Origin of the sequence: Streptomyces sp. GC420, assembly GCF_009916105.1 — a bacterium.
GTDB lineage: Bacteria > Actinomycetota > Actinomycetes > Streptomycetales > Streptomycetaceae > Streptomyces.
In genome coordinates this window covers 1-21,668 of record NZ_JAAAXQ010000101.1, presented here as the reverse complement: position 1 = coordinate 21,668, position 21,668 = coordinate 1, and the positions used below count along the sequence as shown (strand labels likewise).

The window sequence follows — 21,668 nt, the reverse complement described above, 5'->3', positions numbered from 1 at the left end:
GTGGGGGTGGTGTGCTTGTGGTGTCGGGAAGGACCCGTAGCGACGCGGGGAAGCGGTCCGGGAGACCGCGCACCGCGCAATCCGGATCCGCGAGAAGCGGGTAGGGTCCTTCCCGCTTCACGTTGCCCGGGGCCGGCAGGACCGGCCGGTCACGGCCGCGTACGGCGCGGTGCTCAGGCGTGGTGCCGGTGCGGCGAGCCGTGCGCGGAGGGCCGTTCCAGGTCGATCCTGGTGTCGTCCTCGGTGAAGTCGAGGGTCTGGTGCACCGACACCACCCCGTCCACGGACCTGCACAGCCGTTCGGCGACTGCGATCAGGCTCTTGCGCGGAACCCTCCCGGTCAGTGTCACCACGCCGTCGTGGACGTGCACCTGCACGCTGTCCTCCGGCAGCCAGAGCGTCTCGCCCAGCACGTCGTGGACGATCTCCTCGCGGATCGCCGGGTCGTGCCGCATGAACACCTGGAGCAGGTCGCGCCGGCTCACGATGCCGATCATCCGGCCGACCTCGTCCACCACCGGAAGCCGCTTGACGTGGTGCTTCTCCATGGCCCGCGCGGCCTGCGGGATGCTCCATCCGGGGTGGGCGGTGATCGCGGGGCTCGTCATCAGGCCGCCCGCGGTCTCCGCCTCGGCGCGGGCCTGGTCCTTCCAGCGCAGGGTGCGGCCGTAGTCGTCCCTGTCCTCGTCGGGCATGACGACCTGCTTACGGATCAGGTCGGCCTCGGAGACCATGCCGAGCGGCCGGTTCTGCGCGTCGACGACCGGGACGGCGGTGACGTCGTTGCGGTGGAACAGCGCCGCGATCTCCTTGAACGGGGTGTCCGGACGGGTGGTCACGACTTCCTGCGTCATCACGTCATGCACGGTTCGGTGCTGCATGTGGGCTCACTCCTCGGATGCGCGATCGGGCGGACGGGCAGGGACTTGCCGTCCCTGGCATCCGGGACGGGCTGAGGTGCGGGCCCCGCCGGCCTCCCCCGCTCGGCGTGCGGGAACGGGACCTGCGGGGAGACCGGAGTGCGGAAGCTCTGGGCGTACGGGACAACGCGCCCGCGAGGCACCTTCCCGCGGCGGGTCCTCCCGGTCGGGGCGGCCGGGGAGACGGCCGGCGGGATCACGCCGGGGGACGCGCGGGGGAACACGTCCACAGACGCCGTGCCTCGCAGGCTCACTTTCAGCATCCCTCCTCCGCAGGGAATCCGCTGGGGCCGAATGTCCCTGAAGTCACCGCCATGCGGCCCGCGTCACAGCACCGGGACCCTCGGCCGCGCGCGGCGCAAGGGACTGCGTGGACGGGACGCCGGCAGGTATGCGCGCGCCAGGCAGGGACGGCGGGCGGGGTCAGAGCGGGGCTGCCTCGCCCGGCAGGGCCGGCCCCGGCCCGTTCTCTCCCGCGGCTGCCGCGCGCGTGGCCGCGTCGGCGTCCGCGTAGATCGGGAAGACCTGGTCGAGCCCGATGATCTGCAGGATGCGGGCGGTGTGGTCGGGTACGGCGGCCAGGCAGACGCCGGCTCCGGCGGACTCGGCGAGGTTGCGGGCGACGAGGAGCGAGGTGATGCCGCTGGAGTCGCAGAACCGCAGGCCCGCCAGATTGAGGACGAGCAGCCGGCCGGGGGCCGGCGGCGGCGTCATCGCTTCCAGAACGGCACGGAACTCGGCCGCTGTGTCGAAGTCGAGGTCGCCGTCGATGTCCAGTACGGGACCGGTGGCGGTGTCCCGGACGGTGGTGGTCAGCTCACTCACAGCGCTTCTTCGGTAGACGGGCAGGGACAGCGCGGTTCGGGACCGGTCTCGGTGGCGGTCACGGCCGGCCGTGTACCCCCGATCCGCCTTCGAACACCTGACAGTTTCCCGGGTTCCGTCCGGCCGGGGCCGGGGGGCCACGCGCGGTGAACAGGACCGACGGCGCACCCGCGCCTTGTTCAGGTGTGCGACTCCCGTACGGGGGTAACCGGGAGCTGCCCGGATGATGAAAATCGAACGATTGGGGTGGATGGCATGGCAGCCGTGACGGCGGTGCCCGCAACAGCCACGGCGCAGGAGAAGGAACGGGCCGCGGACAGCGGACTCCCTGTGATCGCAGACCCGTTGAAGATCAAGCCGAAGGACGCGCGTGATCTGTCCCGGCAGTTCTTCAGCCGCCTGGCCGTGCTGGAAGAGGGAACCCACGAGTACCAGTACGTGCGGAACACCCTGATCGAGATGAACCTCTCGCTCGTACGGTACGCCGCCACCCGTTTCCGCAGCCGCGGGGCGGACGAGATGGAGGACATCGTCCAGGTCGGCACCATCGGTCTGATCAAGGCCATCGACCGCTTCGAACTCTCCCGCGAGGTGGAGTTCACCACCTTCGCGGTCCCGTACATCGTCGGCGAGATCAAGCGCTTCTTCCGCGACACCAGCTGGGCCGTCCACGTCCCCCGCCGCCTCCAGGAGGCACGTGTCGAGCTCGCCAAGGCCACCGACGAACTGCGCACCCGGCTCGGGCGCACGCCCACCGTGCGGGAACTGTCCGAGCTGATGTCGCTGTCCGAGGCAGAGGTCATCGAGGCGCGCAAGGCGGCCAACGGCTACAACTCCTCGTCCCTGGACGCCGCGCTGGCGAGTGACAACGACAGCGACGGCACCAGTGTGCTCGCCGACTTCATCGGCCAGGAGGAGCCCGCGCTGGAACTCGTCGAGGACTTCCACACGCTCGCGCCGCTGGTAGCCGAACTGAACGAACGCGACCGGCAGATCCTGCATCTGCGGTTCGCCGACGAGCTCACTCAGTCCCAGATCGGTGAGCGCCTCGGAATCTCGCAGATGCACGTCTCCCGGCTGCTGAGCCGCATCATCAGCCGGCTGCGCGCGGGCATGTTCGAGACCGCCGCCGGCTGAGGGAACTCCGGGCGCACACACGTCCGTCCGCGGTGCCGCACCTCTTGCGAAGGGGTGCGGCACCGCGCTTCGCGGTGTCCGGCAGGCACGAACCGGCCGTCTCCCCGGGAATGTCACTCCTGCCACGGCCGTCACCCCGTACCAGGTGATTAGGGGCGAAAACTTCGAGCAGGCGGCAAGAGACGGAGCACACCGCACAACCAGTGAGGAGCAACACGTGGCGTCACAGGACTTCACCCCCCAGTACACGGTCCCGGGCATCAGCACCGAGGACGGCGGGAAGATCATAGGCGTGCTCCGCATGCGGCTGCATGCCTTCAACGATCTGCACCTGACCCTCAAGCACGTCCACTGGAACGTGGTGGGCCCGCATTTCATCGCCGTGCACGAGATGCTCGACCCGCAGGTGGCCAGCGTCCGCGAGATGGCCGACGACGTGGCCGAGCGGATCTCCGCCCTCGGCGGGGTGCCGCAGGGCACGCCGGGCGCCCTGGTCGCCGAGCGCGCGTGGGACGACTACAGCGTCGGCCGCGCCGACGCGATCTCCCATCTCGGCGCGCTCGACCTCGTCTACACGGGCGTCATCGAGGGCCAGCGGGCCGCCATCACCGAGGTCGGCGAGCTCGACACGGCGACGGAGGACCTGCTCATCGGACAGCTGCGGAACCTCGAACAGTTCCAGTGGTTCGTCCGCGCCCACCTCGAAACGGCCCGCGGCACACTCGCCACGGCACACTCGTACACGGAGAACCAGGCCGCGGCGGACGCGATCCGCTAGCCGCGCCAGGCCCGGCCCCTCCCCCGCCGGCCGCGCCACGACGGTCCCCCTTCCGTCGGCGGCGCGGCCTTTCGCATGCGTGGCTCCGCCCTGACGGACGATGAACTGCGCCGGTTGAGTGCTGTGTTGACAGTGGGGTGTTGGACAACGGTGTCGCTTTGACGGGACGATGCCTGCGGCGCCGCCCGGACTGGACGCGGCCCTCCCGGACCGCAGCCCTGGGCAGCGCACCGGCAGGCGCGAGGAGATACGCGACTGCTCCGGTGCAAGGGGGAGTTCTGGTGGGGCCGGTTCGGAGGGCGGTGACCTCCCACCAGTTCACACCAGAGAGATTCGGATGCGAATCAAAGAAGCGAGCATGGTGCTCGTCGGCTCCACGCTGGTCGCCGCCCTGTCGGCCACACCCGCGGCCGCGGACACCTCCACTCTGCCGGTGCCCGACACCGCCACGGTGCGCACCGTGCAGGAGAAGGCCGTCGCGCTGGGGGCACCCGGCGCGCTGACCCGTATCGACGACGGCGGCAGGACCTACCGGGTCGTCACCGGGGAGGCCGACACCGCGGCGCACACCCCGATGGACACTGGACGCCGGTTCCGTGTGGGCAGCGTCAGCAAGACCTTCACCACCGTGGTGCTGATGCAGCTCGCCGCGGAGGGGCTCATCGACATCGACGCCCCGGCGAACGACTATCTGCCGCAGCCCCTGCCGGACGCCAGGATCACCGTGCGGCACCTGCTGAGCCACCGCAGCGGGCTGTACGACTACACCAACGACATGTTCTATTACACCGTCCCGGGCTTCGAGGCGGTCAGGAACAAGGTGTTCGGCTATCAGGAGCTGATCGACCTCTCCACCGCCCGCCCGCTGAACAACACCCCGGGCGCGGCGTACAGCTACTCCAACACCAACTTCGTGGTCATCGGGCACATGATCGAGCATGTCACCGGCGTGCCGATGGCCACCCACTACCAGCAGCGCATCTTCGGGCCGCTGAAGCTGCGGAACACGTCCTACGTGCACCCGCGAACCACCATCTCCGGTTCCTACGCGCGGGGTTACCTCCGGCAGGACGACACGTCACTGCCGCTGGTGGACTCCACGGAGCAGACCGTCTCGTGGGGGCAGTCCGCCGGGGCCGTCATCTCCAACGCGGCGGACCTCAACCGCTTCTTCTCCGCGCTCGTCTCCGGCGAACTCGTCGCCGGAGAGCAGCTGGAGCAGATGATGACCACGGTCCCGGTCAACACGGACGGAAGTCAGTCGTACGGCCTGGGCCTGCGGTCCAGGAAGCTGTCCTGCGGTGTGACCGTCTACGGCCACACCGGCACCGTCCAGGGCTACTACACGTACGCCTTCACCACCGCCGACGGCGAGCGGAGCATGACGTCCCTCGCCAACACGTCCAACAACGGAACGGTCAACACGACGCTGGGCGGCACCCTGGAGGCCTCCTTCTGCGGCGCCCCCGCAGTGGCGGCGAAGCGGTCCGTGTCCGCCGGGACGGCCGCGGACGCGGCGCCGGACGCGGAGGGTTTCCGCGAGGACATCGCACCCTCCGTGGTACGTGACTGATTCCGGGCCGGGGAGGCATCCCCGCGTCCGTCGTGGCGCTCCCCTCGGGCGAGCGCCACGGCGGGCGCACCGGGACCCCAAGTGCTCGCGGGCCGCGGCGCTCCACGGAGTGCCACCGGGGAGTCGTACGGAACAGGAATGATCACGACAGGACCGGGGAGACGACGTACAGGACCGAGAAGGGGGCAGGCTGCTGTGATCACGTCGCATCCGAAGCTGGTACGCACTCTCCTGGCCAGGTTCGCGGACCTGCGGATCGGCAACGCGTACCGGGAGACCGCCGACACGGCACGGGAACTGGAGCACGTCATCCGCTCGCTGTGCGCGGCGACGGGCACGGCGACGCTGGACGAGGCGCTCCGGGCGGCCGACGCCCTGCTCGAACAGTGCTGCGCCAGGCGGGCCCCGACCACCGGCGCGGGGACGACGGGCACCGCCTCGCTGGCCGTCTGACTCGGGCGCGGGCACCGGGAGCAGGACACGGACGCGCTGCCGGCCACAGGACGGGAGGCCCCCTGCCCGGCCGCGACCCGGCCGGTTAGATTGGCGGCACCACCGATCCGCCAGGAGAGACATGCCGTCCCGCCGTCCCCGCGTCCTGTACGTCACCGACCTGGCCTACGAGGCCAAGGGGCGCCGGTACTGCGACGAGGACATCCGTCTCAGCGCCAGGCTGCGGGAGGACTTCGCCATCGCCCTGTGCCACCCCGCGGAGGCAGTCGCCCTCATGGACGCGTTCGACCTGGTGATGGTGCGCAACAGCGGGCCGGTGCTCGGCTACCGGGCCGCGTACGACACCTTCCGCACCGAGGCGGCGCGGCGCGGCACACTCGTCTACAACCCGCTGACCGGCAGGGGCGACATGGCCGGGAAGCAGTACCTCCTCGACCTGAGCGCCGCGGGTTTCCCGGTCGTCCCGACCGTCGACCGCCCCGAGGACCTCGGCGCGCTGCCGGTGGTGGACGAGTACGTCGTGAAGCCCAGGGAGGGGGCGGACTCCATAGGGCTGGAGTTCGTCACCCGGGACCGGCTGCCCCGACTGGTGTACGAGGGGATGCTGGTCCAGCCGCGCGTGGACTTCCGCTACGAGGTGTCGTTCTGCTTCGTCGACCACACCTTCCAGTACGCCCTCCGCACGGTCGCGCCGGAGCGGCGCTGGGAACTGGAGCCCTACGAACCCACGGCGGCCGACCTCGAGTTCGCGCAGCGGTTCATCGACTGGAACGGCCTCGACCATGGCATCCAGCGCGTCGACGCCTGCCGCGGGCAGGACGGCCGGCTCCTGCTGGTCGAGCTCGAGGACCTCAATCCGTATCTGTCCCTGGGCGTCCTCGAGCCGAGGACCCAGGACGCCTTCGTCACCGCCCTCAAGGCGTCCCTGACCAGCTACGTAGCCGCTGCCGCCACCGCTTGAACGGCACCGCTGGCCACCGGGTGGCCACCCCGGGAACCGCCCCGGCTCCCGTCACCCGTGGCGTGGTTAGTCCATCCTGACGACGCGCCATGCTGGCCCGCGGGCTACCAAGCGGGTGATTAATCGCACCTACGCCACTCGAAGGGCCCAGCATGTCCCTCGAATGCGACGTTCTCCGGTGGTGCGGCGTCGCAATCCGGCTGAAGGTGATCACGTCGCTCATCGCGATGCGTTCTGACCCCAAGCCGTGCCGGTCCTCTGCGTCCGGTGAAAGGAAGTACGTCCCCATGCGCCACACTCGCACCCTGTTCGCATCAGCAGCCGCCACCGCCATGCTCGCGATCTCCGCGCCCGCCGCGAATGCCCTGCCCCTGGCCGCGGTCGAGAACCCCGGCGCCGCCCTCTCCGCCGTCAACAGCAGCCACGAAGAGGGCGAGGACGGCTGGGACAAGCACGAAGACAAGAAGGACGAGTACAAGGACGACCACGACAAGAAGGACTACGACAAGGACGACGACAAGAAGGACGACCACGACAAGAAGGACTACGACAAGGACTACGACAAGAAGGACGACCACGACAAGAAGGACTACGACAAGGACGACGACTACAAGGACGACTACAAGGACGACGACTACAAGGACGACTACGACAAGAAGCCCAACGGCGGAGTCCACGCCGGCGGCGGCGCCCTCGCCGGCATCCTGAACGACTGGGACAAGGACGAGGACAAGAAGGACGACTACAAGGACGACCACGACAAGAAGGACGACTACAAGAAGGACGACCACGACAAGAAGGACTACGACAAGGACTACGACAAGAAGGACGACTACAAGGACGACGACTACAAGGACGACTACGACAAGAAGCCCAACGGCGGAGTCCACGCCGGCGGCGGCGGTCTGGCCGGCGGCAGCAGCCTCGCCGCGGGTGCCGTTCTCCTGCTCGGTGGTGTCGGCGCCGGAGCGGTCATCCTGCGCCGCCGCGGCGTGTCCGGTACCACCGCGGCCTGATCCGGCCGAGTCGCCCAGAACCGACCAGTGCGCTGTCGCGGCCGCCGTCACTCGTCGACGGCGGCCGCGGCCGCGGCCGCCACGCCGCTCCGGCCCGCTCCCGCTCCCGCTCCCACTCCCGCTGCAACCCGGTTCACGAAAGGCATCCCCCGATGGCCGACCAGCAGTCGCCGCAGCCGGACCCGCGGGCGAAGGCGCCCGCCTCCCGTCCCCTCGGCCGCGCCATGTTCTTCCCCGCAGCCGCGGTGGTACTGGGCGCGCTGCTCATCCACAATTCGCTGCCCGGTTCCTCGGACGCGAAGCCGCCGGCCCGCCCCGCCGCGGCTGCCTCCGCCACCGCACGGGCGGCCGACCACACAGCCGCACCCGTTCTGCGCCGCTCCGCGCCGACTCGGCTGTCCATCCCCCGGATCGCCGTCAACGCGCCCTTCACCAAGCTGACTCTCGACTCGACCGGAAAGCTCAACGCGCCCCCGCCGAACAACCGCAACCTGGTCGGCTGGTACTCCGGCGGAGCCACCCCCGGCGAGCGGGGTACGTCGATCATCGTGGGACACGTGGACACCCAGACCGGCCCCGCGGTGTTCCTGCAGCTGAGCACGCTCAAGCCCGGGAACAAGGTCGACATCAGCCGCGAGGACGGCACGGTGGCCACGTTCGAGGTCGACGCCGTGGAAAGCTTCAGCAAGGACGACTTCCCCGACGAACGTGTCTACGCCGACACCTCCTCGCCGGAACTGCGCCTGATCACCTGCGGGGGTGACTACGACGACAAGGCGAAGGACTACGAGGAAAACGTGGTCGTGTTCGCCCATCTCGACAAGGCGAGGCTCGCCTGACCGCTGAGCACCCGGCCCCGGCCCCGCAGCGCCCCTCCCGGCGGGCGCGGCGGGGCCTCCGCGCGTGCGCTACTTGAGATCCGCGGCGTCGATGTAGCCCGAGTGCACCAGGATGTTCATGTAGTTGGACTTGTCCACGCTCACCGGGTCCAGCAGGTACGACGGCACGATCTTCTTCTCGTTGTCGTACGTCTTGGTGTCGTTCAGCACCGGCTTTCCGCCCTCCAGTACGGAGCTGACCATGCTGGAGGTGATGATGGCCAGCTTGCGGGTGTCCTTGTAGACGGTCATCGCCTGCTCGCCGCGGCTGATCGACTTCACCGAGGCCACATCGGCGTCCTGTCCGGTGACGATCGGCAGCGGCTTCGCGTCGGTGCCGTAGCCGTCCTCCTCGAGTGCCTCCAGGATGCCGATGGCGAGGCCGTCGTTCGGGGAGAGGACCGCGTCCACCTGCTCGGTCGCGTAGGACGAGGCAAGGAGCGTGTTCATCCGCTTCTTGGCGGTGCCGGCCTCCCAGCGGGCCGTGGCGACCTGCTTGAGGTCCGTCTCGCCCGACCTGACGACGAGTTGCCTGTTGGTGATGTAGGGCCGCAGGACGTTCATCGCGCCCTGGAAGAAGTAGCGGGTGTTGTTGTCGTCGCTGGAGCCGGCGAAGACTTCGATGTTGAACGGTCCGTCCGCGCTGCCGTTCACGAGACCGAGCTTCTCCACGATGTAGGTGGCCTGGAGTTCGCCTACCTTCTCGTTGTCGAAGGAGGCGTAGTAGTCCACGTCGGGGCTGCCGAGGATGAGCCGGTCGTAGGAGATCACGGGGATGTCGGCCTTGGCGGCCCTGGCCAGCACGTCGGCGAGCGCACGGCCGTCGACCGCGCCGACGACCAGCGCGTCCGCGCCGCTGTCGATCATCTCCTCGATCTGCGTCGCCTGCTTCTCCGGGTCGTCGTCGGCGTATTCGAGGATCGTCTCGTAACCGAGGCCCTTGAGCTGCTCGACCATGTTGTCGCCGTCGGCTATCCACCGCTCGAAGGCTCTGGTCGGCATGGCCAGACCGACCGAGGTGACCCCGTCCCCGCCCTTCCCCGGGTCTTCCTCGCCACAGGCAGTGAGCGAGAGGGAGAGAACCGCGGCTACGGTCGCGGCGGCGGTGATGCGGGTACGCATGATCTTGAATCCTTAAGCCTTGTTGATCTTTCGGTGTTCAGGGGCGGCCTGCGGGCCGGGACGCCGTCACACCCCGACGCCACAGCCCGGGTGTTGAGATCGGTTCCGACTGCGTTCACGCCGGCGCGTGCACGCGCCTCGGCCAAGCACCATAAAGACGACACAATCCCCCCAAAAACCCTTGCATGACATGGTTGTCAAGATCTCAGCCGACACGTGTCCGTGGCCGAGAAGCCGAGTTTGCACGCCGTGCAGTGTCCAGGCAACAGTCAGTGTGCACATCATCATCACAACTTGGGCGCAAATGCGGTCTGCCGGTTTTCGGCCACCCCGTCCCGCCCCGCGACAGGGGGACCGGCCGCTTGCCAAGTGACCCCCGTCGGGCCGGGCGTGGCGCGGACGTAGCCTGGTTGCCTCTCACCCGGGCGGAGCGGTTCGCCGGGTCACCACACCGAGGAGACACGTGAGCAGCGCCCCGGACAACGGTCCTTCCGCACCGGCCGCCTGGCGGCTGCTCCTGGGGTACGTACGCCCCCACCGCTGGGCGCTGCTGGGCGGGGCGCTGCTGGCGCTGGCCACAGGCGCCACCGGGCTCGCGCTCCCCCTGGTCGCCCGCTCCCTCATCGACGACCTCTCCCACGACCGTGCGATCACCGGCGCGCTGGTGGGCATGACCGCCCTGGTGATCACGAATGCCACGGTCGGCGCGCTCGGGGCGTACGTCCTGCGGCGCACCGCCGAGTCCGTGGTGCTGGGGGCACGCCGCACCCTGGCCTCGTACCTGCTGCGGCTGCGCATCCCCGCCGTGGACAGCAACGAACCCGGCGACCTGATGGCGAGGATCACCTCCGACACGACCCTGCTGCGCGAGGTCACCACCGATTCGCTGGTCGGTCTCGGCACCGGCGGGCTCACGCTGGTGGCGACACTCGTGATGATGGGACTGGTCGATCCGGTCCTGCTGGCCGTGACCGTGGGGGTCATCACCGCGGCGGGCGCGGTGATCGGGGTGATCGTGCCGCGCATCAACAGGGCGGCCCGGCATGCCCAGGAGGCCGTGGGAGCGATGGGCGCCTCCCTCGAACGGATCCTGGGGGCACTGCGCACGGTCAAGGCGTCGGGCGCGGAGCGGCGTGAGGAACAGGCCGTCCACGCCGCGGCCGAGCTGTCCTGGCGGCAGAGCGTCCGCGCCGCCAAGTGGTCGGCGCTGGCCGGGAACACGGCGGGGCTCTCGCTGCAGATCGCCTTCATAACGGTCCTGGCCGTGGGCGGCGCGCGGGTGGCGACGGGTGCCATCGCCGTGGGCACGCTGGTGGCCTTCCTGCTCTACGTCTTCTATCTGATGTCCCCGATCCAGCAGGTGGTCGGGGCCATCACCCAGTACCAGAGCGGGGCCGCGGCACTGACCCGGATCCAGGGAGCCCTGGCGCTGCCCGCGGAGCCGCCGGCCGAGCCCGCTCCGCTGCCCCCGGCCGGTTCCGAGCCCGCCTCGGTGGCGTTCGAGGAGGTGTGTTTCCGTTACGCCGACGATCTGCCGTACGTCCACCAAGGGGTGACATTCGCCGTTCCGCCGCGCGGGATGACCGCCTTCGTCGGCCCGTCGGGGGCGGGCAAGACGACCGTCTTCTCCCTCATCGAGAGGTTCTACGAGCCGGAGTCGGGCCGCATCACCCTGGACGGCCGCGAGCTGGCCGAGTGGGCGATACCCCAGCTGCGGGCCGCCATAGGCTACGTGGAGCAGGACGCCCCCGTGCTGTCCGGCACGCTCCGCGACAATCTGCTCCTCGGCAACCCCGGCGCCGAGGAGGCGGAGCTGACCCGCGTCCTGGGCGTCACCCGTCTCGACGGGCTCGTCGCCCGGCTGCCCAAAGGGCTGGAGACGCTCGTCGGGCACCGTGGCACCCGGCTCTCCGGCGGCGAGCGCCAGCGCGTCGCCATCGCCCGCGCCCTGCTGCGCCGCCCCCGGCTGCTGCTCCTCGACGAGGCCACGAGTCAGCTCGACGCGGTCAACGAGGCCGCGCTGCGGGACACCGTCGCCGACGTGGCCCGTACCACCACCGTGCTCGTCGTCGCGCACCGGCTGTCCACGGTGACCATGGCGGACCGCATCGTGGTGATGGACGCCGGGCGGGTGCGCGCCGTCGGCACCCACCGCGAACTCGTCGGCACGGACCCGCTCTACGCCGAGCTGGCTGCCACGCAGTTCCTGGCGACCGTGGACGGCTGACCGCTCCCCCGCCGGACTCACCCGCCTGATTCCCCCGTCAGGCCGGGCGCCGCCCGACAGGGCGCACAGTGGCAGGCGGGCAGGCGGGCAGGCGACCGTGGCGGGCCGGCGACCGTCAGCCGGACGCGGCGAGTCGGAGCCTGGCACGGCCGTCGGTGCCGCAGACAGCCGACGGCCCGTGGCCGGTCCACCACGTGCCGGTACGGTCCTCCGTCGCGCGGAGCAGGATTCCCTCGCGGAGGGCCCAGGGGCATACGTCGGCGGACCGGATGCCCGTCATCTTCATCACCGTGTCGGCGACCACCGCCCCAGCCAGACACTGCAGTGAGCGGGCGGTGGAGATCCCCGGAAGCTCCGCCCGCCGGGCCGCGGGCAGTTCGCCGAGCTGCGCCACGGCCCGCCGCAGATCACGCCGTGCGAGTTCGCGCGGCACGAAGGGGCCTTCCCGGCCGGGGGCGGCCCCGCACAGCCGGGCGAGCTGCTGGAAGGTGCGCGAGGTGGCGACCGCGGTCCGTGGCCCCTCCCACCTGATCCGGGGCGCCACGTCGCGCAGTTGGCGGCGCACATGGCGGCGCACCGCCTTCACGGCCCGGGCGGGCGGCGGGTCCTCGTCGCCGAAGAAGTCACGGGTCAGCCTGCGTGCACCGAGCGGCAGAGACGCCGCGAATTCGGGCACCTCGGCGCGTCCGAAGGCGATTTCGAACGTGCCGCCACCGATGTCCAGGACGGCGAGTGAGCCTGCCCGCCAGCCCATCCAGCGCCGCGCCGCGAGGAAGGTGAGTTCGGCCTCCACCTCACCCGGCAGGACCCGCAGCCGCAGCCCGCTGCGCCGGTGTACATCGGCAAGGATTTCAGGGCAGTTGGGCGCATCGCGCACCACCGCGGTGGCGAACGCGAACGGCTCCCGCACTCCCCATCGCTCGGCCTCCGCGCGAGCGGCGCTCGCCGCGCCGGAGAGCCGCAGCACCGCCTCGCGGCCCAACGTGCCGTCGGCGCCCAGGTGTTCCGACAGACGCAGCCGCCATTTGCCGGTGTGCACCGGCAGCGGCACCTCGCCGTCCGCGTTCGCGATCACCAGCCGCACAGCGTTCGCCCCGAAGTCCACCACGCCCATTCTCATTGCGCCCGGATACCCGGTCCCCGTGCCCCGCAGACCTCCTGACGGCACGCCTGGCCGACAATCGCCCCCGGGACGGAAGGAGTCGGCCGTGCCCGGTCTACCGTGCCCGGTCATGACAGAGCCCTCTTACCTGCCGCCGACCCGTGCGTCGTACGACACCGTCGCCGGCGACTACGCCGAACTCCTCAGGGACGAGCTCGCACGCAAGCCCTTCGACCGTGCCATGCTCGCGGCCTTCGCCGAGCTGGTGCGCGACGCCGGCGTGGGTCCGGTCGCGGATCTGGGCTGCGGGCCGGGCCGGGTGACGGCCCATCTGGACGGACTCGGCATCGACGCCTTCGGCATCGACCTGTCGCCCGGGATGGTCGCGGTCGCGCGCCGCATGTATCCGGGGCTGCGGTTCGGCGAGGGTTCCATGACTGCCCTCGATCTCACCGACGGCTCCCTCGGCGGTGCCCTCGCCTGGTACTCCACCGTCCACACCCCGCCGGAGGACCTGCCGGTGCCGTTCGCCGAGTTCCACCGGGCCCTGGCCCCCGGCGGGTACCTGCTGATCGCCTTCAAGGCCGGGGACGGGCGCGTGCGACTGGAGGAGGCTTACGGCCACCCGGTCTCGCTGGACGTCTACCGGTTCCCGCCGGATCAGGTCGCGGGACTGCTGGGCCTGGCGGGTTTCGAGGAGGTGGCCCGGCTGGTGCGCGAGGCGGACGCCCGGGAGAAAACCCCGCAGGGCTTCCTCATCGCCCGCAAGACCGCCCGCAGGACGGTCGGCCAGGCGGTCCGCGGAACCGCCCGCGGGACCGTCCGCGAGCCGGAGCGGACCTGACGTCCGGGCCGCACGGGGCGGTCAGGGGAAGGGGGAAGGCGGCAGGCCGGGCCCGACAGGCCCACCGGGCCGGCCTGCCAACCCCCCACGGCTCACACTCTTTCCTGCGGGCGCTCCGCGCGCCATTGCCGACTGCGGCAATTTCCGCGGCGGCAGTGCGGAACGCGCCAGCGCGCCGCACACCCGGTACACGCCGCCGGGTGCCGTGGCGGCGCCGGCGCGGCACCGGGCACGGCGGAGTTCCCGCTGCTCGCGGCGGGTGTGCGCGGCGGCGCACGGTGGTCACGCGGCGCGGACGGAAGGTGACACCGCGCGGTGCCGATCCGGCCGGAAGCGGGGCAGGGAGCGGCTCCGGCCACGTCGGTGGCAGCCGGCGAGAGCTGATTCGCCGCGCCGAGGACGGGAACGCGTTGCCGTACGCACGACACGCTCCCACCCCGTCAAGAGGCAGTGATGACGAACGGCCGGCAGCACCCCACCGAGCAGCACCCGCAGCCCGACCTTCCGCAGCAGGAGCAGGCCCACCCCGGCCGGACCGGCCCCACGGACTTGCGTCGAGAGCGCGCGCCCCGCCTTCCTGTGCTCGCGCGGCATGGACAGCATCGCGGGCCGGGACCTGCGATGCGTCATCGACGTGGAGGCGACCTGCTGGGAGGACGAGCCACCGCCCGGATCGGTCGGCGAGATCACCGCGATCGGGCTGACCGTCGTGGATCTGGGGGCGCTTGAGCGTGTCTCCCCGCACCGGATCCCGGTGCGGCCCGCGCGGTCCGCGGTGAGTGCCTTCTGCACCGCGCTGACCGGCCTCACCCAGGCCGAGGTGGACACGGGCGTCGGCTTCGGCGAGGCCTGCCGGATCCTGGCGGCGGAACACGGTGCGGGGGCCCGTCCGTGGACCAGTTGGGGCGACTGCGACCGCCACCGGTTCACCCGGCAGTGCCGGGCCACCGGCACCCCGTATCCCCTCGGGCGCCGGCGCACCAACGCGAAGGCGGCCTTCACGCAGGCTCGCGGGCTGCGCAGACGCCCCGGGACGGCCGGGGCCCTGCGGATGGCAGGACTGCCCCTGGAGGGCCGCCATCACCGGGGTGGGGACGACGCCTGGAACATCGCCGCCCTGGTGCTGTCCCTGGCCCGCGGGGACGCCTGGCCGGGCCCCACGGCCATCCCCTGACCGTGCGGACTCCGGCCGACTCCCGGCGCCCTCGCGGCGCAGCGGTCTTCCGGCCGACCGCCCCTACCGCTGGCCCAGCGGTGCGTGGACCGTGCTGAAGTCCAGCGCCTGGGCGACCTCCCGCTGCACCTGCTCCGCCGCCCGGCGGGTCTCGGCGGGGACGTCCCCGCGCTCCCCGATCAGGGTTTCGTAGATGGGTGCGTCGGTACTGGATGCGAAGCTCACGTCGGAGTGCCTTTCCCATACGTCTGTGTCCTGTTTCCGACGATGCCGGAAACGGTGGACGAGTGTACGGGGCACAGACGACCCACCGATCACTCTCCCCGGTACCACGCCTCGACCGGTATCAATGGCGTACTATATGCGACCAATTGATGACGGTACGTCAGTTCACATCGGGGCCGGGAGCCCCGGCCGGACGGGGGAATCCGGCCGGGGCGGCACGTGGCGGGCGCGAAGGGCCCGGGGACACCACCCCCGTCCGCACCCGCACTGATTGAACGGCCCACCACTCGTGGCCGTTCCAGCCCGCCCCGCAACCGGATGTGATGCCTGCCACCCCCTCCGATCCCGCCGGAAAACCGGCCCGGCACCGATTGCGGACGGAAACCGACCTGATCTCTCCCTACCGTGGCCGCAGGGACGAGGGAGGGAGTCGAGCAGTGGAATCGCTGAACGGCCTGGAGATCGCCTGCTTCGCGGACGGCGCCCAGCTGGAGGCATGGCTGGCGGAACACCACGGGCGGGCCCCCGGCGTCTGGGTGAAGATCGCCAAGAAGTCCTCGGGACTGCCGTCGGTGACGCCCGGCGAGGTCATCGACGTGGCCCTCTGCTACGGCTGGATCGACGGGCAGCGCAAGGCCTGCGACGCGACGCACTACCTCCAGAGGATCACGCCCCGCAGGCGGCGGAGTCACTGGTCGCAGGTGAACGTCGGCAAGGTCCAGGCCCTGCTCGCGGCCGGCCGGATGCGCGCACCGGGCCTCGCCCAGGTCCGCGCCGCCCAGGCGGACGGGCGCTGGGAGGCGGCGTACGCCTCCCAGCGCGACGCCATGGTGCCTTCCGACCTCGCTGCCGCGCTCGAAGCCGACCCTGCGGCGGGCGAACGCTTCCGCGGGCTCGGCAGGACGGCGCAGTACTCCTTGATCCTGCGCCTGCTGCGGGCGCGGACCCCGGACAACCGGGCAACGCAGCTGCGCCGGGCACTGGCCTCCCTGCGCGCGGCGCACGCGGCGGACGGCGCGCCCGGCGGCGCACCGGACGGGCGGGGGTGAGGACGAGGGTCACGGGCCCGCCCTCGCAGCCCTCTCGGCTCTCAGCCCGCACCGCCCACGCCGCCGGCACCGCCCGCACCTGTCGCGCGTTCGACGGCGAACGTCATCTCGTCCGCGTCCGCCTCGGCCACCTCGGCACGGATGCGGCTGCCCGCTTCGAGGTCGCCGCTCAGCATCAGCCGCGACAGCCGGTTGTCGACCTCGCGCTGGATCGTGCGGCGCAGCGGCCGGGCGCCGTACTCGGGCTGGTACCCGCGCCGTGCCAGCCAGTCCACGGCCTCCGGGCCGAACTCGATCGTCATGTCCTGGGCGTGCAGCCGCCTGCGGGTCTCGTCGAGCAGCAACTCGGTGATCTGCCGCAGCTGTTCGCCCGCGAGCCGGCGGAAGATGACGATCTCGTCGATGCGGTTGAGGAATTCGGGGCGGAAGTGCTCGCGCAGCGGCCGCAGCACCTGCTCCCGCCGGGCCTGCTCGTCGGCCTCGGCACCGCCCGCGCCGAAGCCGAGGGACGTGCGCCCGGTGATCGCCTCGGAGCCCAGGTTGCTGGTCATCACGATCACGGTGTTGGTGAAGTTGACGGTGCGGCCCTGGGAATCGGTCAGCCGTCCGTCGTCGAGGACCTGCAGCAGCACGTTGAAGACGTCCGGGTGCGCCTTCTCCACCTCGTCCAGGAGCAGCAGGGAGTACGGGTGGCGGCGTACGACCTCGGTGAGCTGCCCGGCGTCCTCGTGGCCGACGTAGCCGGGCGGGGCGCCGACGAGCCTGCTCACGGTGTGCCGCTCCTGGTACTCGCTCATGTCCAGGCGGACCATGCGGTCCTCGCTGCCGAACAGGGCCTCCGCCAGAGCGCGGGCCAGTTCCGTCTTGCCGACGCCGGTCGGGCCGAGGAACAGGAAGCTGCCGATCGGCCGGTCGGGGCTGGCCAGTCCGGCCCGGGAGCGCAGTACGGCGTCCGCGACGGCCGTGACCGCCTCGTCCTGCCCGATGACGCGCTGGCGCAGGTGCCGCTCCAGGCCGAGCAGGCGGTCCCTCTCCTCCTGGGTGAGGCTGCTCACCGGGATGCCGGTCTGCCGGGAGACGACCTCGGCGATGTCCTCGGGGACGACCTCGGTGACGGGTTCCTCGCCGGTCCCGAGTTCCCGTCCCGCCTCGATCCGCCGGTTCAGTTCGACGATGCGGTCGCGCAGTGCCGTGGCCTTCTCGTACTGCTCGGCGGCCACCGCCTGGTCCTTGTCCCGCGCCAGCTGCTCGGCCTCGCGTTCCAGGGCTCGTACGTCGGTGCCCTTGGTGCGGGCGCGCAGCCTGACCCGCGCCCCGGCCTGGTCCATGAGGTCGATGGCCTTGTCGGGCAGGAAACGGTCGGTGAGGTAGCGGTCGGACAGCTCAACGGCGGCGAGCAGCGCCTCGTCCGCGTACCTGACCTGGTGGTGGGCCTCGTACCGGTCGCGCAGGCCGCGCAGGATCTCCACGGTGTCGGCGGTGCTGGGCTCGGGGACCAGGACGGGCTGGAAGCGGCGGGCCAGGGCCGCGTCCTTCTCGATGTAGCGGCGGTACTCCTCCAGGGTGGTGGCACCGATGACGTGGAGCTCGCCCCGGGCCAGCGCGGGCTTGAGGATGTTGCCCGCGTCCATCGAGCCGCCCTCGGAGCCGCCGCCCGCTCCGGCCCCGACGACGGTGTGCAGTTCGTCGATGAAGATGATCAGCTCGCCGGGATTGGCGCGGATCTCCTCGATGATGTTGTTCAGCCGCTCCTCGAAGTCGCCCCGGAAGCGGGTGCCCGCGACCACCCCGGTCAGGTCGAGGGCGATGACACGGCGGCCGGCGAGGGTGTCCGGCACGTCGCCGTCGGCGATGCGCTGGGCGAGCCCTTCGACGATGGCCGTCTTGCCGACACCGGCGTCGCCGATCAGGACCGGGTTGTTCTTGCCCCTGCGGGAGAGGATTTCGACGGTCTGCTCGATCTCGGCGTCACGGCCGATGACGGGGTCGATCCGGCCCTCGCGGGCCACGTCGGTGAGGTCGCGGCCGTACTTGTCGAGGTTGGGCGTGCTGGCCGTGCGGGCGGGCCGCTGGTCCGGTCCCGGCGTCGGCTTGACCGGCGCGGGCTGCGGGACCGAGTCAGGGTCGAAGCGCGCCGCGTTGAGGATGTGCCCGGCCGCCGAATCGGGGTTGGCGGCCAGCGCCCGAAGGACGTGTTCGGGGCCGATGTAGGTCGAGCCGGCGGCGCGGGCCAGCTGGTGGGCGTCGAGCAGCGCGCGCTTGACGGCCGGGGTCACCGCCAGCGCGCCCTGCGCGGGCGCCTTGCCCTCCTCCCCCTGCCCGGTGTCTCCCGCCCGCCGGTCGATCTGCTCCGCCAGCGCGTCGGGGTCGGCGCCCGCACGGGCCACGAGGCCGCGGGTCGGTTCGGCCGAGAGGGCCGCGCGCAGCAGGTGCTCGGTCTCCAGGTCGCTGCTGCCGTGCTCGGCGGCGTACGTGGCTGCGGCGGCGACCAGCCTGCGGGCGTCGTCGCTCATCAGCCGGCCGATGTCGACCTGCCGGGGACCCCGGCGGGACCCGCCCCCGAAGAAGTGGGAGAGGAACTCGCCGAACGGGTCGGGACCGAAGCCCTGCGGACCCATGTATCCGCTGCTCATGTCCATCCGTTCCGGTGTCCAGGTCACGGCCGGGACACTCTGTGCAGTGAGCCGATTCGTTCGTCCGGTGGGCGGTCGCGTCCCGCGGGGCGTTCGTCCCGCGGAACTGTTCGTTCCCGCTCGCGGGTCCCCGGACCGGGCCGCCTTACACCGCCGCCCGGGCCTGTTCCCCCGCGGTCACCCTCGGATACAGCTTCGCCCCCGTGCCCGCCGCCCGCATGTCACGGCGGGGCCGTGGAGGGCCGCCGTGCGGTCCCCGCGCCGCCCGCGCGGTGGTGCCCCGGCCGCCGCGCCACGACATCCTCCGCCAGGACGGCCGCCGCGCGGCGGGTCGCACGGCACCGTGGGACCTCGCCGTCCGCCCGGCCCCGTACGGGGTCCCCGACGCGCGCCGGGGGTTCCCCGGGCGCTTCAATGAGGAGAGGCAGCGCACCACCGACCTGCCGGAGTGAGGCACCCGTGACAGATGAGCGCCGGCCGCGCGCGGCCCTGACGGCTCTGGCCGAGGAACCGGTGGCCCTCGTCCTGGACGCCAACGGGAGGGTGCTCACCGCCACGGGCCCCGCGCTGCGGCTGCTCGGCAGACCCATCGACGAGCTCCGTCACCAGGGGATCTGGAAGTTCTTCGAGGATCCCGAGGTGTGGACGGACCTCGCGCTGGGCGTGCTGGGCGCGCCCGTGCTCAGCTCGCGGGCCACGCTGCGCCGTCCGGACGGCACCCTGATCGAGACCGCGGCCTCCGCGGCGCCGCTCGCCGAGGGGACGGCGGGAAGCTTCCTGCTGCGGCTGCTGCCCCTGGAGCGGGACGAGATGGCGCTGGCCGACTCCGGCCCCCGGACCGTGGAGCGCGAGAGGCCGACCGGGACCGAGCTGCTTGCGGCCGACCCGCAGGCGATGCGCCGGCTGAAGCTCCTGGGCGAGGCCGCCGCCCGGATCGGCGGTTCCCTCGACATCACCCGCAACGCCGAACAGCTCCTCGACGTGCTCGTGCCGGACTTCGCAGACCTGGGAGCAGTCGACCTCACGGAGACGGTGCTGCTCGGCGAGGAGCCGCCCGGCTTCCCGGCCGGCACCCGCATGCAGCGCGTCGCCGTGGCGGCCGCGGACGGGCGCTGGCCCCCGGACATCTTCCAGCTCGGCGACCGGTACCGGATCAGGAAGGTGCCGCGCGACCACTTGGCCAGGGGCGCCGCCGGGGCGCTGTCCGACCTGGCCACCACGCGGTCCGTGCTGCAGGACGACGAGCACGCGGCGAAGCTGCTGCTGCCGCCCGGTGCCACCTCCTACCTGGCCCTCCCGCTCATGGCACGTGACACCGTCCTGGCGGGGGTGAGCCTGTGGCGGACCGACGACCGCAAGCCGTTCGACCGGTCGGACATGGTCCTGGCGGACGAGATCGGCACCCGCGCGGCGCTGAGCCTGGACAACGCCCGCAGGTACACCCTGGAGCGGCGTACCGCCGAGGCGCTGCAGCGCAGTCTGCTCCCCCAGCCGGTGATGGATCTCGTGGCGGCGGAGACGTCCGGCACCTACGCTCCGGCGAGCACCGTGCACGGCATCGGCGGCAGCTGGTTCGACGTGATCCCGCTGTCCTCCTGCCGGGTGGCGTTCGTGGTCGGCAACACCAGCGGGCGGGGGCTCGGCGCCACGGCCACGATGGGCAGACTGCGGGCCGCCGTGCAGACCCTCGCGGATCTCGACCTGAACCCCGACGAGCTGCTGTCCCACCTCGACGACCTGGTGATCCGCTTCGCCGAGGACGAGCAGCACCGGTCCATGAACGCGCACGACCGCGGCGGGGCGGTCGGCGCCACCTGCCTGTACGCGGTGTACGACCCCGTGACCTGCCGCTTCGTCATGGCCAGCGCGGGGCATCCCCCGCCGCTGCTGGCCCCCCTGGGCTCGGACGGCACACAGAGCGTGCCCTGCCGGCCGGGACCTCCGCTCGGCGTCGGCGCCGAGCCGTTCGAACCGGCCGAGCTGCGGATGCGCCCCGGGGACATGCTGTCCTTCTACGCCGGCGCCCTCGCCCAGGACTCGGACGCCGCCCGGAGCCTGCTGAGCACGGTCCGCGACGGTACCAGGGAAGGCGCGAGCAGCGGTCGGCCGGTCACGGACACCGGCGACCGGATCAGGAACGAGCTGCTGCACGAGCCGCCCGAGGACGACCTGGCGCTGCTCGTCGCGCGGGTGCGCGGCCTGCCGCCGGACACCACCGCGTCCTGGGAACTGCCCGCCGACCCCAGTGTCGTCGGGCGGGCGCGGACGCTGGTCTCCGAGCAGCTGTCCTCCTGGGGCCTGGAGGGCGCCCTGTTCACCACGGAGCTGATCGTCAGCGAGCTCGTCACCAACTCGATCCGCTACGCCGGCGGCCCCGTGGGGCTGCGCCTGATCAGGGATCAGGACCAGCGGCTGGTCTGCGAGGTGTCCGATCCGAGCCAGACCCAGCCCCATCTGCGCCGGGCCCGGCTGACCGACGAGGGCGGCCGCGGGCTGTTCCTGGTGGCGCAGCTGACCCATCGCTGGGGCAGCCGCTACACGTCGGACGGCAAGACCATCTGGACCGAACAGCTGCTGGAGGGCGGGCCCTGACCCTGACGGGCCGCGTGTGCGGGCCTCCGGGCCCCGGCTGCCCGGCCGGCCCGGTCGGCCCGGCTGCCCCGGCTGCCCCGGCTGCCCCGGCTGCCCCGGCTGCCCCGCCGGAAGAGTCTCTGGCATGCTGACCCGGTGCCGACGCCGCCACCGCATCCC

General features: G+C 71.7%; 18 protein-coding genes. 12 read left to right on the top strand and 6 right to left on the bottom strand.

Annotated elements, in window-relative coordinates:
- Positions 1–173: 173 nt before the first annotated feature.
- Together GUY61_RS15175 and GUY61_RS15170 are read right to left on the bottom strand one after the other, a co-directional pair.
- Entirely contained in the window at positions 174–881 is a 708-nt protein-coding gene (locus GUY61_RS15175; protein WP_166630685.1) for a CBS domain-containing protein, read from the bottom strand.
- Positions 882–1,343: 462 nt separating this feature from the next.
- Complete coding sequence (locus GUY61_RS15170) at positions 1,344–1,745, bottom strand: STAS domain-containing protein (RefSeq protein ID WP_166630684.1); 402 nt, start codon at positions 1,743–1,745, stop codon at positions 1,344–1,346.
- Between the two features lie 255 nt (positions 1,746–2,000).
- Here GUY61_RS15170 and GUY61_RS15165 point away from each other — a divergent pair, with 255 nt between their 5' ends.
- From GUY61_RS15165 to GUY61_RS15135, 7 genes are all read left to right on the top strand, one after another.
- Positions 2,001–2,882: an RNA polymerase sigma factor SigF gene (locus tag GUY61_RS15165; protein ID WP_166630683.1), complete on the top strand. Its 882-nt coding sequence runs from the start codon at positions 2,001–2,003 to the stop codon at positions 2,880–2,882.
- Between the two features lie 217 nt (positions 2,883–3,099).
- Positions 3,100–3,660 (top strand): Dps family protein, encoded by a 561-nt coding sequence (locus GUY61_RS15160; RefSeq protein ID WP_166630682.1) that lies wholly within the window; start codon positions 3,100–3,102, stop codon positions 3,658–3,660.
- 337 nt (positions 3,661–3,997) lie between these two features.
- Positions 3,998–5,233 (top strand): serine hydrolase, encoded by a 1,236-nt coding sequence (locus GUY61_RS15155; protein WP_166630681.1) that lies wholly within the window; start codon positions 3,998–4,000, stop codon positions 5,231–5,233.
- A 195-nt stretch (positions 5,234–5,428) separates the two neighbouring features.
- Positions 5,429–5,686 carry a DUF5133 domain-containing protein gene (locus GUY61_RS15150; RefSeq protein WP_313896669.1) on the top strand — a complete coding sequence of 86 codons (258 nt, stop codon included), beginning with the start codon at positions 5,429–5,431 and terminating at the stop codon, positions 5,684–5,686.
- Between the two features lie 121 nt (positions 5,687–5,807).
- Complete coding sequence (locus GUY61_RS15145; RefSeq protein ID WP_166630679.1) at positions 5,808–6,647, top strand: hypothetical protein; 840 nt, start codon at positions 5,808–5,810, stop codon at positions 6,645–6,647.
- 287 nt (positions 6,648–6,934) lie between these two features.
- Positions 6,935–7,663: a hypothetical protein gene (locus GUY61_RS39185; RefSeq protein WP_208106012.1), complete on the top strand. Its 729-nt coding sequence runs from the start codon at positions 6,935–6,937 to the stop codon at positions 7,661–7,663.
- Between the two features lie 152 nt (positions 7,664–7,815).
- Positions 7,816–8,502 carry a class F sortase gene (locus GUY61_RS15135; protein WP_166630678.1) on the top strand — a complete coding sequence of 229 codons (687 nt, stop codon included), beginning with the start codon at positions 7,816–7,818 and terminating at the stop codon, positions 8,500–8,502.
- Between the two features lie 69 nt (positions 8,503–8,571).
- Here GUY61_RS15135 and chvE read toward each other — a convergent pair whose 3' ends face one another.
- Positions 8,572–9,663, bottom strand: a complete 1,092-nt coding sequence (gene chvE / locus GUY61_RS15130) for a multiple monosaccharide ABC transporter substrate-binding protein (protein ID WP_166630677.1) — start codon at positions 9,661–9,663, stop codon at positions 8,572–8,574.
- Positions 9,664–10,126: 463 nt separating this feature from the next.
- Here chvE and GUY61_RS15125 point away from each other — a divergent pair, with 463 nt between their 5' ends.
- The gene (locus tag GUY61_RS15125) at positions 10,127–11,890 is read left to right on the top strand and encodes an ABC transporter ATP-binding protein (protein ID WP_166630676.1); all 1,764 of its coding nucleotides are present in this window, start codon (positions 10,127–10,129) and stop codon (positions 11,888–11,890) included.
- 115 nt (positions 11,891–12,005) lie between these two features.
- On the opposite strand, the gene GUY61_RS15120 is transcribed toward GUY61_RS15125, so the two are convergent.
- Positions 12,006–13,010 (bottom strand): Ppx/GppA family phosphatase, encoded by a 1,005-nt coding sequence (locus tag GUY61_RS15120; protein ID WP_166630675.1) that lies wholly within the window; start codon positions 13,008–13,010, stop codon positions 12,006–12,008.
- A 112-nt stretch (positions 13,011–13,122) separates the two neighbouring features.
- Here GUY61_RS15120 and GUY61_RS15115 point away from each other — a divergent pair, with 112 nt between their 5' ends.
- Both GUY61_RS15115 and GUY61_RS15110 read left to right on the top strand, forming a co-directional pair.
- Positions 13,123–13,836 (top strand): class I SAM-dependent methyltransferase, encoded by a 714-nt coding sequence (locus GUY61_RS15115; protein ID WP_166630674.1) that lies wholly within the window; start codon positions 13,123–13,125, stop codon positions 13,834–13,836.
- A gap of 592 nt (positions 13,837–14,428) precedes the next feature.
- Positions 14,429–15,010, top strand: coding sequence for a 3'-5' exonuclease (locus GUY61_RS15110; protein WP_166630673.1), 582 nt, complete (start codon positions 14,429–14,431; stop codon positions 15,008–15,010).
- A gap of 63 nt (positions 15,011–15,073) precedes the next feature.
- Here GUY61_RS15110 and GUY61_RS15105 read toward each other — a convergent pair whose 3' ends face one another.
- A complete protein-coding gene (locus GUY61_RS15105) occupies positions 15,074–15,235 on the bottom strand; it encodes a hypothetical protein (protein ID WP_166630672.1) in 162 nt (53 codons plus the stop codon).
- A 437-nt stretch (positions 15,236–15,672) separates the two neighbouring features.
- Between GUY61_RS15105 and GUY61_RS15100 the strand changes: the two genes are divergently transcribed.
- A complete protein-coding gene (locus tag GUY61_RS15100; protein ID WP_313896668.1) occupies positions 15,673–16,284 on the top strand; it encodes a YdeI/OmpD-associated family protein in 612 nt (203 codons plus the stop codon).
- A gap of 41 nt (positions 16,285–16,325) precedes the next feature.
- Here GUY61_RS15100 and GUY61_RS15095 read toward each other — a convergent pair whose 3' ends face one another.
- Entirely contained in the window at positions 16,326–18,917 is a 2,592-nt protein-coding gene (locus GUY61_RS15095; protein ID WP_166630686.1) for an ATP-dependent Clp protease ATP-binding subunit, read from the bottom strand.
- Positions 18,918–19,376: 459 nt separating this feature from the next.
- Between GUY61_RS15095 and GUY61_RS41540 the strand changes: the two genes are divergently transcribed.
- A complete protein-coding gene (locus GUY61_RS41540; RefSeq protein ID WP_166630670.1) occupies positions 19,377–21,509 on the top strand; it encodes a SpoIIE family protein phosphatase in 2,133 nt (710 codons plus the stop codon).
- Positions 21,510–21,668: the final 159 nt, after the last annotated feature.

What these genes read in the sequence shown, in the direction of transcription:
- GUY61_RS15115 (WP_166630674.1), top strand. Translation starts at nt 13,123, where the DNA reads ATGACAGAGCCCTCTTACCTGCCGCCGACCCGTGCGTCGTACGACACC.
- GUY61_RS15175 (WP_166630685.1), bottom strand. Translation starts at nt 881, where the DNA reads ATGCAGCACCGAACCGTGCATGACGTGATGACGCAGGAAGTCGTGACC.
- chvE (WP_166630677.1), bottom strand. Translation starts at nt 9,663, where the DNA reads ATGCGTACCCGCATCACCGCCGCCGCGACCGTAGCCGCGGTTCTCTCC.
- GUY61_RS15110 (WP_166630673.1), top strand. Translation starts at nt 14,429, where the DNA reads ATGGACAGCATCGCGGGCCGGGACCTGCGATGCGTCATCGACGTGGAG.
- GUY61_RS15145 (WP_166630679.1), top strand. Translation starts at nt 5,808, where the DNA reads ATGCCGTCCCGCCGTCCCCGCGTCCTGTACGTCACCGACCTGGCCTAC.
- GUY61_RS15095 (WP_166630686.1), bottom strand. Translation starts at nt 18,917, where the DNA reads ATGAGCAGCGGATACATGGGTCCGCAGGGCTTCGGTCCCGACCCGTTC.
- GUY61_RS15165 (WP_166630683.1), top strand. Translation starts at nt 2,001, where the DNA reads ATGGCAGCCGTGACGGCGGTGCCCGCAACAGCCACGGCGCAGGAGAAG.
- GUY61_RS15135 (WP_166630678.1), top strand. Translation starts at nt 7,816, where the DNA reads ATGGCCGACCAGCAGTCGCCGCAGCCGGACCCGCGGGCGAAGGCGCCC.
- GUY61_RS39185 (WP_208106012.1), top strand. Translation starts at nt 6,935, where the DNA reads ATGCGCCACACTCGCACCCTGTTCGCATCAGCAGCCGCCACCGCCATG.
- GUY61_RS15155 (WP_166630681.1), top strand. Translation starts at nt 3,998, where the DNA reads ATGCGAATCAAAGAAGCGAGCATGGTGCTCGTCGGCTCCACGCTGGTC.
- GUY61_RS15120 (WP_166630675.1), bottom strand. Translation starts at nt 13,010, where the DNA reads ATGAGAATGGGCGTGGTGGACTTCGGGGCGAACGCTGTGCGGCTGGTG.